The organism is Microcella sp. (genome assembly GCF_046296455.1).
In the GTDB taxonomy this organism is placed as follows: domain Bacteria; phylum Actinomycetota; class Actinomycetes; order Actinomycetales; family Microbacteriaceae; genus Microcella.
In genome coordinates this window covers 87,415-100,810 of the sequence record NZ_JBKBLF010000010.1, presented here as the reverse complement: position 1 = coordinate 100,810, position 13,396 = coordinate 87,415, and the positions used below count along the sequence as shown (strand labels likewise).

General features: G+C 69.5%; 10 protein-coding genes. 5 read left to right on the top strand and 5 right to left on the bottom strand.

What is annotated here, in order from left to right; genetic code table 11:
• Positions 1-61: 61 nt before the first annotated feature.
• Both ACK4HH_RS07230 and ACK4HH_RS07225 read right to left on the bottom strand, forming a co-directional pair.
• A complete protein-coding gene (locus tag ACK4HH_RS07230) occupies positions 62-1,549 on the bottom strand; it encodes a CoA-acylating methylmalonate-semialdehyde dehydrogenase (protein WP_409650134.1) in 1,488 nt (495 codons plus the stop codon).
• A gap of 122 nt (positions 1,550-1,671) precedes the next feature.
• Positions 1,672-2,592 (bottom strand): LysR family transcriptional regulator, encoded by a 921-nt coding sequence (locus tag ACK4HH_RS07225; protein ID WP_409650132.1) that lies wholly within the window; start codon positions 2,590-2,592, stop codon positions 1,672-1,674.
• 73 nt (positions 2,593-2,665) lie between these two features.
• Here ACK4HH_RS07225 and rmuC point away from each other — a divergent pair, with 73 nt between their 5' ends.
• From rmuC to ACK4HH_RS07205, 4 genes are all read left to right on the top strand, one after another.
• Positions 2,666-4,012 carry a DNA recombination protein RmuC gene (gene rmuC, locus ACK4HH_RS07220; RefSeq protein WP_409650129.1) on the top strand — a complete coding sequence of 449 codons (1,347 nt, stop codon included), beginning with the start codon at positions 2,666-2,668 and terminating at the stop codon, positions 4,010-4,012.
• Between the two features lie 10 nt (positions 4,013-4,022).
• A complete protein-coding gene (locus ACK4HH_RS07215) occupies positions 4,023-4,412 on the top strand; it encodes a VOC family protein (protein ID WP_409650125.1) in 390 nt (129 codons plus the stop codon).
• Between the two features lie 123 nt (positions 4,413-4,535).
• Positions 4,536-6,278 carry an AMP-binding protein gene (locus tag ACK4HH_RS07210; RefSeq protein ID WP_409650122.1) on the top strand — a complete coding sequence of 581 codons (1,743 nt, stop codon included), beginning with the start codon at positions 4,536-4,538 and terminating at the stop codon, positions 6,276-6,278.
• Complete coding sequence (locus tag ACK4HH_RS07205) at positions 6,275-7,243, top strand: bile acid:sodium symporter family protein (protein WP_409650119.1); 969 nt, start codon at positions 6,275-6,277, stop codon at positions 7,241-7,243. The genes ACK4HH_RS07210 and ACK4HH_RS07205 overlap by 4 nt, the downstream gene beginning before the upstream one ends.
• Positions 7,244-7,473: 230 nt before the next feature.
• Here the strand turns inward: ACK4HH_RS07205 and ACK4HH_RS07200 are convergent, their stop codons facing one another.
• From ACK4HH_RS07200 to glpX, 3 genes are all read right to left on the bottom strand, one after another.
• Positions 7,474-9,372 carry an ABC transporter ATP-binding protein gene (locus ACK4HH_RS07200; protein WP_409650116.1) on the bottom strand — a complete coding sequence of 633 codons (1,899 nt, stop codon included), beginning with the start codon at positions 9,370-9,372 and terminating at the stop codon, positions 7,474-7,476.
• Positions 9,369-11,102, bottom strand: a complete 1,734-nt coding sequence (locus ACK4HH_RS07195; RefSeq protein WP_409650113.1) for an ABC transporter ATP-binding protein — start codon at positions 11,100-11,102, stop codon at positions 9,369-9,371. The genes ACK4HH_RS07200 and ACK4HH_RS07195 overlap by 4 nt, the downstream gene beginning before the upstream one ends.
• A 117-nt stretch (positions 11,103-11,219) precedes the next feature.
• Positions 11,220-12,158, bottom strand: coding sequence for a class II fructose-bisphosphatase (gene glpX / locus ACK4HH_RS07190; protein ID WP_409650154.1), 939 nt, complete (start codon positions 12,156-12,158; stop codon positions 11,220-11,222).
• Between the two features lie 196 nt (positions 12,159-12,354).
• Between glpX and fbaA the strand changes: the two genes are divergently transcribed.
• On the top strand, positions 12,355-13,383 hold the full coding sequence (gene fbaA, locus ACK4HH_RS07185; RefSeq protein WP_409650110.1) for a class II fructose-bisphosphate aldolase: 1,029 nt from the start codon (positions 12,355-12,357) through the stop codon (positions 13,381-13,383).
• The last annotated feature ends 13 nt before the right edge of the window (positions 13,384-13,396 follow it).

Sequence of the window (13,396 nt, the reverse complement as noted above, 5' to 3'; positions counted from 1 at the left end):
GGCCAAGGCGACGCGCCGTTGTCCCCCACCGCGGGGGCAAATGGGCGCTCGCGGCGCCACGCTAGTTCTGCGGGAAGCCCAGGTTGATGCCGCCGTGGCTCGGGTCGAGCCAGCGCGAGGTGATCGCCTTCTCGCGCGTGAAGAACGGGATCGCCTGCGTGCCGTAGGCCTTCGCGTCGCCGAACAGCGAGTTCTTCCAGCCGCCGAACGAGTAGTAGCCGACGGGAACGGGGATCGGCACGTTGATGCCGACCATGCCCACGGTCACCTCGTTCTGGAAGCGGCGCGCGGCGCCGCCGTCGTTCGTGAAGATCGCCGTGCCGTTGCCGTACTGCGAGCCGTTGATAAGGGCGAGGCCCTCGTCGTAGCTCTTGACGCGCACGACCGAGAGCACGGGGCCGAAGATCTCTTCGGTGTAGACCTTCGAGCTCGTCGGCACCTTGTCGATGAGGGTCGGGCCGAGCCAGAAGCCGTTGGCGTCGCCATCCACCTCGATGCCGCGGCCGTCGACGACGATGGATGCGCCATCCTGCTCGGCGACCTCGAGGTAGCTCGCCACCTTGTCGCGGTGCTCGCGCGTGATGAGCGGGCCCATGTCGCAGTTGCGCGTGCCGTCGCCGACCTTCAGGCCGGTCATGCGCGCCTGGATCTTCTCGATGAGCGCGTCGGCCACGGGCTCGACGGCGACGACGACCGAGATGGCCATGCAGCGCTCGCCGGCCGAGCCGAAGCCCGCGTTGACGGCCGAGTCGGCCACGAGGTCGAGGTCGGCGTCGGGCAGCACGAGCATGTGGTTCTTCGCGCCGCCGAGGGCCTGCACGCGCTTGCCGTGCTTCGAGGCCGTCTCGTAGATGTACTTGGCGATGGGCGTCGAACCCACGAACGAGATGCTGGCCACGTCGGGGTGCTCGAGCAGAGCATCCACGCTCTCCTTATCGCCGTTGACGACGTTGAAGACGCCGTCGGGCAGGCCGGATTCCTTGAACAGCTGCGCCATCCAGATCGCGGCCGAGGGGTCCTTCTCCGAGGGCTTCAGCACGACCGTGTTGCCCGCCGCGATCGCGAGGGGGAAGAACCACAGCGGCACCATGGCGGGGAAGTTGAAGGGGCTGATGATGCCCACGACGCCGAGCGCCTGCTTGATCGAGTACACATCGACGCCGGTCGAGACGTTCTCGCTGAACTCGCCCTTCATGAGCTGGGGGATGCTGCACGCGAGCTCGACGACCTCGAGGCCGCGCGCGATCTCGCCGCCCGCGTCGCTCAGCACCTTGCCGTGCTCGTTGGTGAGAATCGCGGCGAGCTCGTCCTTGCGCGCGTTGAGGCCCTCCCGGAACGCGAACATGATCTGCTGCCGCTTGGCGATCGAGGTGTTCGACCAGCCCGGGAACGCGGCCTTCGCGGCCTGCACGGCGTGGTCGACGTCAGCGGTGGTCGCGAGCGCGACCTGGCGCTGCGCCTCGCCCGTGGCGGGGTTGTAGACGGGGGCGGTGCGGGTGGATGCCCCGGCGAACTCCGCGCCGTTCACCCAGTGCTTGACGACCGACATGTGTGCTCCTTCGTTGGACGAGTCGTGCCCAGTCTGCGCCCCCGATCATCTGCGATCAAGCACCATCGGTGCACAGGTCATGTGCAGAAACGCACAAGCCGGTTCGGGATGCTCGCGCGCGCTCAGCGCGGAGGAGGCAGGAGTTGGTCCCGCCGGCCGGCGACCTCGCGGCGCAGGGCGTCGCGCACGATCGCCACGGCATCCACCGCGGGGCTGTCGGGCCGCGTCGAGAGCATGAACGGCAGGCGCACGTCGACCGCCCGCGGCAGCACGGGCTCGAGCCCCGCCGCGCCCTCGCCCATGAAGGCGTGCAGCAGTCCGATGCCGGCTCCGGCCCGGGTGGCCTCGAGCTGTGCGAACACGTTCGTCGAGCCGAACCCGAGCCGCATGCCCTCGAGCCCGAGCGTCGCGAGGTCGAGCTCGCGCACGGTGAGCAGGGCATCCACGTAGAAGACCAGATCGTGGCCCTCGAGGTCGGCGGGCGTGCGGATGGCGGGCCGCGCGGCCAGGTAGCTCGGCGCCGCGTAGAGCCGCAGCGCGTACTCGGTGAGCAGCTCGGCCGTGACGCGCGAGCCCGCGGGCGAGCCGACCGTGACGGCGAGGTCGAAGCCCGAGCCCCGCAGGCTGAGCGGCCGGGTCGAGGTCACGAGTTCGAGCGCGATGCCCGGATGCTCGACTCGCACCCGCGCGAGGGCCGGCGCCGCGAACAGCGAGCCGAACCCCTCGGGCGCGGCGACGCGCACGGTGCCCCGCACGGCGTCGGCTCCGGATGCTGCCGCCACCACCTGCTCGACGAGCCCCTCGAGCGGTGCCGCGCGCTCGACCACGTCGCGGCCGATCGCCGTGAGCTGCCAGCCGTCGGCGCCGCGGTCGAGCAGCCGCGCGCCGAGGGCAGCCTCGAGCCGGTCGAGGCGGCGGCGCACGGTCGTGTGGTCGACGCCGAGCAGGGCCGCGGCGCTCACGAGGCGACCGACGCGCGCGACCGCGAGCAGGTAGCGCAGGTCGTCAGCGCTCACCTCGTGCGGGTCGGGGCCGGTGCTCATGCGCCCAGCGTAGGGCGGCGGGCGCCGGGCTCGCGTCGGGCTCGCGTCGGTGGCGGCTGGCACACTGAGCGGCATGGACTTCGTGCTGCCCCTCGTGATCGGCCTGCTCATCGGCGCCGTGCTCGGCGCCCTGCTCGGGCTGGTGCTCGCCCGGCGTTCGTCGGCCGGCGACGACCCCGCGGTCATCGAGGCCCGGCATCAGACGGCGATCGCCGAGATCCGCGCCGAGGAGGCGCAGCACCGGGCGCAGCTCTCGACCGAGCTCGCCGCGTTGCAGGCGACCGCGGCCGGCCTGCGCGAGCAGATCGTGTCGGCGCAGGAGCAGTACCGCGAGCTCGTCGAGCGCGTGCGCACCGAGCAGACGGCGCAGGCCGAGCGTGAGCGCGCCGAGAGCAAGGTGCTGCAGCAGCTGGCCCCCGTGCAAGAGACCCTGCGGTCGATGCAGGCGAAGGTCACCGAGCTCGAGACCCAGCGCAGCCTGCAGCACGGCGAGCTGACGCAGCAGCTCAAGTCGGCGACCGAGGCGGAGGAGCGCCTGCGGGCCACCGCCGAGTCGCTCGCGGGCGCCCTGCGCAGCAACTCGACGCGCGGAGTGTGGGGCGAGACCCAGTTGCGACGGGTCGTCGAGGCCGCGGGCCTCATCGAGCGCGTCGACTTCGACGTGCAGTGGACGGTGAGCTCTGACGCCGGGGCGGGCCGGCCCGACATGGTCATCCACCTGCCCGGCGGCAAGCACATCCCCGTCGACGCCAAGGTGCCCTTCGACGCGTACCTGGCCGCGAGCCAGATCGCGATCACCGCCACGGGCGACGAGGGCGACCGTCGCAAGCGCCTGCTGCAGGAGCACGTCAAGGCCGTGCGCGCCCACATCGACGCGCTGGGATCGAAGGCCTACTGGGCGGGGCTCGGCACCTCGCCCGAGATGGTCATCGCGTTCATCCCGAGCGAGTCGCTCGTGTCGTCGGCCATGGAGGCCGACCCGGCGATCATGGACTACGCGTTCTCGAAGCGCGTGGCGCTCGCCTCGCCCGTCACGCTCTGGTCGGTGCTCAAGACCGTCGCGTTCTCGTGGCAGCAAGACGTGCTGACGGCCGACGCGCAGGTGCTGTTCGACCTCAGCCGCGAGCTGTACTCGCGCCTGTCCACCATGGCGGGGCACGTCGAGAAGCTCGGCCGGGCGATCGAGAGCACGATCAAGAACTACAACGGCTTCGTCGGCTCGCTCGAACGGCAGGTGCTGCCCACGGCGCGCAAGCTGCAGAAGCTCGACGAATCGACCGTGCTCGGGCCGCTCGCCGCGATCGAAGACGCCCCGCGCGACCTGACCGCGATGGAGCTCGTCGCCGAACTAGAGTCGAACCCTCCCACGGCGCCCGAGCTCGAGTTCAGCACCCTCGACGGCGAGCCCGCACCGGAGTAGCGTGCCCGGCATGCCGACCTACACCTTCGCCTTCAGCGGATTCGCCGTGCCCGACATCGACGCCGCACGCACGTTCTACCGCGACGCGCTCGGCCTCACGGTCTCTGACGAGATGATGGGCCAGCTCTCGATCGACCTGCCCGGAGGCGGCTGGGTGCTCGTCTACCCCAAGCCCGACCACGCGCCCGCCACCTACACCGTGCTCAACCTCGAGGTGTCCGACATCGACTCCGCGGTCGACGAGCTCGTCGAGCGGGGCGTCGAGATGCTGCGCTACGAGGGCTTCGAGCAGGACGCACGGGGCATCTCCCGCGGGATCGCCGCGAACCAGGGCCCCGACATCGCCTGGTTCGCCGACCCGGCCGGCAACATCATCTCGGTGCTGCAGAACGCCGACTGAGCGGCCGGGGACGTCGGGGGCGGCGCGGCCCTCGCGAGCATCCGGAGCCCCGGATATGATGAAGCACGTTTCACCATCGTCGGTGGCTCCGCCGGCGGTCCACCCTCCGGCGAAAGATCAACGATGACCCAACGCCCCTGGTACTCCCGCTACGCCGACGACGTCGCGCCCGATCTCGAGACGGTGCCGTTCGAGCACCTGCCCGCGATGATCCGGCACTCCGGCTCGGCCTACTCCGACACGATCGCGTTCACCCAGTGCATGCCCAACGGCATGAACGGCTCGCTCACCTACGCGCAGGTCGATGCCCTCTCGGACGACTTCGCCGCCTACCTGCGCGAGGTCGTCGGGCTCGACCAGGGCGACCGCGTCGCCGTGCAGATGCCCAACTGCTTGGCCTACCCCGTCGTCGCCTTCGGCATCATGAAGGCGGGGTGCGTGCTCGTCAACACGAACCCGCTCTACACGCCGACCGAGATGGTGCACCAGTTCTCCGACTCGGGCGCGAAGGCGCTCGTGGTCATCGACATGTTCGCCGACCGGCTGCCCGAAGTGCTGCCCAAGACGAGCATCGAGACCGTCGTGACGGTGCGCATCTCCGAGTTCTTCCCGCCCGTCATCGCGGGCGTGATCCGCATGGTGCAGAAGTTCTGGAACCGATCGCTGCCGGCCATCACGGTCGAGCACACCGCCTTCCCGGCCGCGCTCGGCGCGGGGCGCGCGGCGAAGTCGGCCGCGGCGCTCACCGGCTACCTCGACGGTGTCGGGGCGAGCACGGTCGCGGCCCTGCAGTACACGGGCGGCACGACGGGCGTTTCGAAGGGCGCCATGCTCTCGCACGGCAACCTCGTGTCGAACACCCTGCAGATGATCCAGATGTGCGGGGGCTACATGCGGCCCGGGCTCGAGACCGTGCTCACGGCCCTGCCGCTGTACCACGTGTTCGCCTTCACGGTGAACCTGCTCGGCTTCTACCGTCTGGGTGCGCGCAACATCCTCGTGCCGTCGCCGCGCCCGCCGAGCAACCTCAAGCGCGCCTTCGAGAACTACACGATCACGTGGGTCACGGGCGTCAACACCCTGTTCAACGCCCTCCTCAACGAGCGCTGGTTCCTCGACAGCCCGCCGCGCCACCTGCGTGCCTCGGCGGCCGGCGGCATGGCGCTGCACGAGTCGGTCAACGCGCGCTGGGAGGAGGTCACGGGCACGCCGATCGTCGAAGGCTACGGGCTCACCGAGACCTCGCCCGTGCTGAGCTTCAACCCCTTCGGCCCGAACGAGAAGGCGGGCACGATCGGCATCCCCGTTCCGTCGACGATGCTGAAATGCATCGACGACGCCGGCAACGAGGTCGCGCCCGGAACCCCTGGCGAGATCGCCGCGAAGGGCCCGCAGGTCATGCTCGGCTACTGGAACCGCCCGGAGGACACCGCGGCGACCATCGTCGACGGATGGTTCCGCACCGGCGACATCGCCGAGATGGACGCCGAGGGGTACTTCACCATCGTCGACCGCAAGAAAGACATGATCATCGTCAGCGGCTTCAACGTGTACCCCAACGAGATCGAAGAGCGCATCGCCGAACTGGCGGGCGTTCTCGAGGTGGGTGTCGTCGGAATCCCCGACGACAAGAGCGGTGAGAGCGTGCGCGCCTACATCGTCGCCACCGCGACGCCGCCGACCGAGGCCGAGGTGCTCGCGCACTGCCGTGAGACCCTCGCGGCCTACAAGGTGCCCAAGTCGGTGCGCTTCGTCGACGAGCTGCCCAAGAGCCCGATCGGCAAGATCCTGCGGCGCGAGCTGCGAGCCGAGGCCGTCACCTCTGCCACCGCCACTATCGAGACCCAGGGAAGGGAGCTCTCGTGATCACGCCGCTCATCATCGCGACCCAGGCGGTCGTCAACGAGCAAGACGTCGTCACGCCCTTCGAGCAGAACCTGCTCGTCGGCCTCGTCTTCGTCATCATGTTCGGCCTCGGTGCCGGCCTCACGCCGCGCGACTTCAAGCTCGCGCTCAAGCGGCCGTCGGGGCTCATCATCGGCTTCGTCACGCAGTTCGGCATCATGCCCGTGCTCGCCTACGTGCTGTGCCTCGTGTTCCTGTTCCAGCTCGCCCCCGAGGTCGCCGTGCCGCTGTCGATCGGCGCCCTGCTCATGGGCGCCGTGCCGGCGGGCACGACGTCGAACATGTTCACGTACTTCTCCAAGGGCAACCTCGCCCTGAGCGTCATGATGACCACGAACTCCACCCTGTGGGCCATCCTCATGACGCCGCTCGCCCTCGCGATCTTCGGCAACCTGCTCTTCGCCGGTGAGAACTCCGAGTTCCAGATCCCGATCACCAACATCGTCGTGACCCTCGCAGTACTGCTCATCCCGGTCGTGCTCGGCATGCTCATCCGCCGCTACAGCGCCAACATCGGCGCCGTGCTCGAGCTCTTGGGCGGCTTCTTCGGGCTCTTCTTCATCGTCTTTCTCGTGGCCACGTGGGTTCCGCGCAACTGGGCGCTGCTCGCCTCGACGGCGTGGCAGACCTACGTCGTCGCGATCGGGCTCGGCCTCTTCGGCATCGCGATCGCCTACGGCATCTCGCGGGCGATCCGACTGCACCCCGCGAACGCCCGCACGATCGCGCTCGAGACGGGCATCCAGAACGGCCCGCTCGCGATCGCGATCATCCTGCTCACGTTCAGCGGCAACCCCGACATCGGACTCATCCTCATCGTGCCGGCGCTCTACTCGCTCTTCATCGTGCTGCTCGCGACGGTCGTGACCTTCGTGTTCCGCCGGGCGAACACGGCGGCCGAGCAGAAGATCCCGAACCTGCTGTAGGCCTCGGGGCCGCGCTTCGTACGACACACGACGCCTCGCACGGTTCGAACCGTGCGAGGCGTCGTTTTCTGTGCGACGAGTGGATGCACCGCTCACGCGAGGCGGCACTCGAGCGCACGCCGCCGGGCACCGCAGGCCTGTACCGCCCAGCGCCCCGTACCGAAAACGACACCTCGCACGTTTCGAAACGTACGAGGTGTCGTATTGCGTCAGAAGAGTGGATGCTCGGGCTACGCGTCGCCGACGGGCGCCGCGTACTGCGCCTCGTAGAGCCGGGAGTAGGCGCCGCCCGCGGCGAGCAGCTGCTCGTGCGTGCCCTGCTCGACGATGCGGCCCGCCTCCATCACGAGGATGAGGTCGGCGTCGCGGATGGTCGACAAGCGGTGGGCGATGACGAAGCTCGTGCGATCGCGGCGCAGCGCCGCCATGGCGTGCTGCACGAGCACCTCGGTGCGGGTGTCGACCGAGCTCGTGGCCTCGTCGAGAATCAGCACGCTCGGCCGCGCGAGGAACGCGCGGGCGATCGTCAGCAGCTGCTTCTCGCCCGCGCTCACATTCTCGCCGTCGTCGTCGAGCACGGTGTCGTAGCCGTCGGGCAGCGCGCCGACGAAGCGGTCGACATAGGTGGCGCGGGCCGCGTCGAGAATCTGCTGCTCGCTCGCATCCGGTCGGCCGTAGGCGATGTTGTCGCGGATGGTGCCGCCGAACAGCCAGGTGTCTTGCAGCACCATGCCCATGCGCGAGCGCAGGTCGTCGCGCGTCATCGCGGCGATGTCGACACCGTCGAGCGTGATGCGCCCGCCGTCGAGCTCGTAGAACCGCATCATGAGGTTAACAAGGGTCGTCTTGCCCGCGCCCGTCGGTCCGACGATCGCGATCGTCTGGCCCGGCTCGGCGACGAGCGAGAGCCCGTCGATGAGCGGAACCTCGGGGTCGTACCGGAAGGAGACGTCCTCGAACACCAACCGGCCCGTGGCGGCCTCGGGGGTCGCCGCCGGCGACGGGTCGGGGGTCTGCTCGGGCGCATCCATCAGTTCGAAGACGCGCTCGGCGCTCGCGACGCCCGACTGCAGCAGGTTCGCCATCGAGCCGAGCTGGCTGAGCGGTTGCGTGAACTGGCGCGAGTACTGGATGAAGGCCTGCACGCCACCGATCGTCATCGAGCCGGTCGTCACGAGCAGGCCTCCGACGACGGCGATCGCCACGTACACGAGGTTTCCGACGAACATGATCGCGGGCATGATGATGCCGCTCACGAACTGCGCGCCGAAGCTCGCCGTGAAGAGCTGCTCGTTCTTCTCCACGAACCGCTGCTCGACCTCGCGCTGCCGGCCGAACACCTTGACGAGCGCGTGGCCCGTGAAGGTCTCTTCGATCTGCGCGTTGAGCTCGCCCGTGTGCGCCCACTGCGCCACGAAGAGCTTCTGCGAGCGCTTCGCGATGACCGCCGTGATGACGAGCGTCAGCGGCACGGTGATCAGTGAGACGAGGGCGAGGATGGGCGAGATCACGAACATCATGATGATGACGCCCAGCACCGTGAGCAGCGAGGTGAGCAGCTGGCTCAGGGTCTGCTGCAGGCTCTGCGAGATGTTGTCGACGTCGTTTGTGACGCGGCTGAGCACCTCGCCGCGCTGCACGCGGTCGAAGTAGGTGAGCGGCAGGCGGTTGAGCTTGGCCTGCACCTCTTCGCGCAGGCGGTAGACCGTGCGCTGGGTGACACCGTTGAGCAGGTAGCCCTGCAGCCACGAGAACACTGATGAGAAGACGTAGACGAGCAGCACGATGCCCAGAAGCAGCTGCAGCTGGGCGAAGTCGATGCCCGCGCCGTCGCCCGCCTGGCCCGCGCCGTCGCCGTTGCCGAAGACACCGTCGACGATGACGTTCGTCGCCATGCCGAGCAGGGCGGGGCCCACGACGCTCAGCAGCACGCTGAGCACCCCGAGCGCAATCACGACGATCACGAGCGCGCGCTCGGGGGCGAGCCTGCCGACGAGGCGCTTGGCCGAGGGCCCGAAGGTCATCGCCTTCTCGGCGGGCATGCCGATGCCGCCGCCCATGGGGCCGCCCATTGGTCCGCGGCGCACGCCCCCGGGAGGGCCGACCGGTCGTGCGGGTGCTGTGCTCATGCGCTCGCCTCCGCTCGCAGCTGGCTGTTGACGATCTCGGCGTAGGTCTCGTTGCCGGCCAGCAGCTCGACGTGCGTGCCGCGACCCACGATGCGGCCCTGGTCGAGCACGATGATCTGGTCGGCATCCTGCACCGTCGCCACGCGCTGGGCGACGACGATGAGGGTGGCATCGGCGACCTCGCGGCGCAGGGCGGCCCGCAACCGGGCATCCGTCGCCGTATCGAGTGCCGAGAACGAGTCGTCGAAGACGTAGATCTCGGGGCGCTTCACGAGCGCGCGCGCGATCGCGAGGCGCTGCCGCTGCCCGCCCGAGACCGTCGTGCCGCCCTGCGCGATCGGCGCCTCGAGCTGCTCGGGCATCGCGCGCACGAAGTCGGCCGCCTGCGCGATCTCGAGCGCCGCCCACAGCTCGTCGTCGCTCGCGTCGGGCTTGCCGAAGCGCAGGTTGCTCGCGACGGTTCCCGAGAACAGGAACGGCCGCTGGGGCACGAGCCCGATGCGGCTCCACAGCAGGTCGGCGTCGAGCTCGCGCACATCGACCCCGCCGACGAGCACCGCGCCGCCCGTGACGTCGAACAGCCGGGGCAGCAGGCTGATGAGGGTCGTCTTGCCCGAGCCCGTGCTGCCGATGATGGCCGTCATGCGACCGCGCTCGGCGACGAGGCTGACCCCGTCGAGCACCGGATGCTCGGCCCCCGGGTACGCGAACGTCGCGTCGCGCAGCTCGACCCGACCGCTCGCCTCGAGCTGCGTGACGGGGTTCGCCGGCAGCACCACTGAGGAGGGCGTCTCGAGCACCTCGCCGATGCGGTCGGCCGAGACGGCCGCCCGCGGCAGCAGCACGGCGATGAACGTGGCCATGAGCACGGCCATGAGGATCTGGATGAGGTAGGTGAGGAAGGCCGTGAGGGCGCCGACCTGCATGAGCCCCGACTCGATGCGGAACGCCCCGAACCACAGCACTGCCACGCTCGACACGTTGAGCACGAGCAGCACGATCGGGAACATGAGCGCGAACAGCCGCCCCGACCGCAGCGCCACATCGGTGACGGCCGCATTCGCGTCGGCGAAGCGGTCGACCTCCTGCCGCTCGCGCACGAATGCCCGCACGACGCGCATGCCCGTCAGCTGCTCGCGCAGCACGCGGTTGACGGTGTCGATGCGCTCTTGCATCACGCGGAACAGCGGCACCGTGCGCACGATGATCGCGCTCACGGCGATGAGCAGCACGGGGATCGCGACCGCCATGATGAGCGAGAGCTCGAGGTCTTGCTGCAGCGCCATGATGACACCGCCGACGGCGAGGATCGGCGCGCTCACGAGCATCATGCTCGTCATGAGCACGAGCATCTGCACCTGCTGCACGTCGTTGGTCGTGCGTGTGATGAGCGAGGGGGCGCCGAAGCGACTCACCTCGCGCTCCGAGAACGCTCCGACGTGCGCGAACACCGCCCCGCGCAGGTCGCGTCCGAGCGCCATGGCCACGCGCGCGCCGAAGTAGACGGCCGTGATGGCGCACGCGATCTGCACGAGCGTGATCGCGAGCATCCCCCCGCCGACCATGAGGATGTAGCCCGTGTCGCCTGTGGCGATGCCGCGGTCGATGATGGCCGCGTTGAGCGCGGGTAGGAAGAGCGAGGCGATCGCCTGCGCGAGCTGGAACACGATCACCGCGGCGATCAGCGACCAGTAGGGGCGCAGATACCGCCGAAGAAGAGTCGCGAGCATGGTCTGCCCATTCTTCACCCGCGCCAGCGGGGCACCCGCCACGAGCGTGCCGCTCTCAGCGAACGGGGGCGGTGGATGCTGCGCCGAGGCCTACGCGTCGGTGCTCACCCTCGCCGCTCACGCGTCGAGCCACTTGTTCTCGAGGTGGTCGGCCGTCACGCGGCGGATCGTGCCCGATCGCGAGCGCAGCACGATCGACTCGGTCGTGATGATGCCGTTCTCGCGCCGCACGCCGCGCACGAGCTCGCCGTCGGTCACGCCCGTGGCCACGAAGAAGGTGTTGTCGCTGCGCACGAGCTCGTCGGCCTCGTAAACGTGGTCGAACTTGAGCCCCGCGGCCGCGCCGCGGGCGCGCTCTTCGTCGCTGCTCGGCGCGAGGCGGCCCTGGATGAAGCCACCGAGCGCCTTCACGGCGCACGCCGTGGCGACGCCCTCGGGGCTGCCGCCCGTGCCGACGCACAGGTCGATGCGTGAATCGTGGCGCGCCGCGTTGATGCCGCCGGCCACGTCGCCGTCGAGGATGAGCCGCGTGCCCGCCCCCGTCGCGCGGATCTCGGCGATGAGCCCCTCGTGCCGCGGCCGGTCGAGCACCGCGATGCGCATCTCGTCGACGGGCTTCTTCTTCGCCGCGGCGAGCGCGCGGATGTTCTCGCCGATCGACTGGCGGATGTCGAGCACGCCGATGCCCTCGTGCCCCGCCACGAGCTTCTCCATGTAGAACACGCTCGACGCGTCAAGCATCGAGCCGCGATCGGCGACGGCGATCATCGAGATGGCGTGGCCGCGGCCCGCCGCCGTGAGCGACGTGCCGTCGATGGGGTCGACGGCGATGTCGCATGCCGGGCCCTGGCCGTTCCCGACCACCTCACCGTTGAAGAGCATGGGTGCGTTGTCTTTTTCACCCTCGCCGATGACGACGAGGCCGCTGAAGTTGACGGTTCCCAAGAACTTGCGCATCGCATCCACCGCCGCCCCGTCGGCCGCGAGCTTGTCGCCCTTGCCGATGAACGGCGCCGAGCGGATGGCGGCGGCCTCGGTGGCGCGCACGAGCTCCATGGCCAGGTTGCGGTCGGGGTGCAGGAACAGGGTTCCGGTCTCAGTGGTCACCACAAGGGCGTCCTTTCCGTAGGTGGACGGGCGGAATGCAGGACGCGCCGGGTGGTAGGTCAGCGCCCGCCCAGACTATCGGCGTCGACACCGCTGGCTAGACTCGAGTGCGCATCCACCCCACCACAGTCGCCAAGGAGCCGCCATGCCCATCGCCACCCCCGAGCAGTACGCCGAGATGCTCGACAAGGCCAAGAAGGGCGGATTCGCCTACCCCGCCATCAACGTCTCGTCGTCGTCGACGATCAACGCTGTGCTGCAGGGTCTGAGCGAGGCGGGGTCCGACGGAATCCTGCAGGTCACCACGGGCGGCGCCGACTACTTCGCCGGGCAGACCGTGAAGGCGCGCGCCTCGGGCGCCCTCGCCTTCGCCGCGTTCGCGACCGAGGTGGCCAAGAACTACCCCGTCACCGTGGCCCTGCACACCGACCACTGCCCGAAAGACGCGCTCGACGGCTTCGTCATGCCCCTCATCGCGGCCAGTGAGGCCGAGGTCAAGGCCGGCCGCAACCCCATCTTCCAGTCGCACATGTGGGACGGCTCGGCCGTGCCGCTCGCCGAGAACCTCGAGATCGCCCGCGACCTGCTGCCCCGCATGAAGGCCATCCACGCCATTCTCGAGGTCGAGATCGGCGTCGTCGGCGGCGAGGAAGACGGGGTGCAGCACGAAGGCTCGAACGACGCGCTCTACACGACGCTCGGCGATGTGACGGCCGCGGTCGAGGCGCTCGGCCTCGGCGAGCAGGGCCGCTACATGGCCGCCCTCACCTTCGGCAACGTGCACGGCGTCTACAAGCCCGGCAACGTCAAGCTGCGCCCCGAGCTGCTCGCCGAGATCCAGCAGGGCATCCAGGCGAAATATGGCACGGATGCCCTCCCGCTCGACCTCGTCTTCCACGGTGGCTCCGGCTCGACCGACGACGAGATCGCGACGGCCGTGAAGAACGGCGTCATCAAGATGAACATCGACACCGACACGCAGTACGCCTTCAGCCGCTCAGTGGCCGACTCGGTCTTGAAGAACTACGACGGCTTCTTGAAGGTCGACGGCGAGATGGGCAACAAGAAGGTCTACGACCCGCGCGCCTGGGGCAAGACCGCCGAGTCCGCGATGGCCGCGCGCGTCGTCGAGGCGACGCAGCAGCTCGGCTCGGCGGGCCACTCGGGCCGCTAGCCGCGTCGAGCGG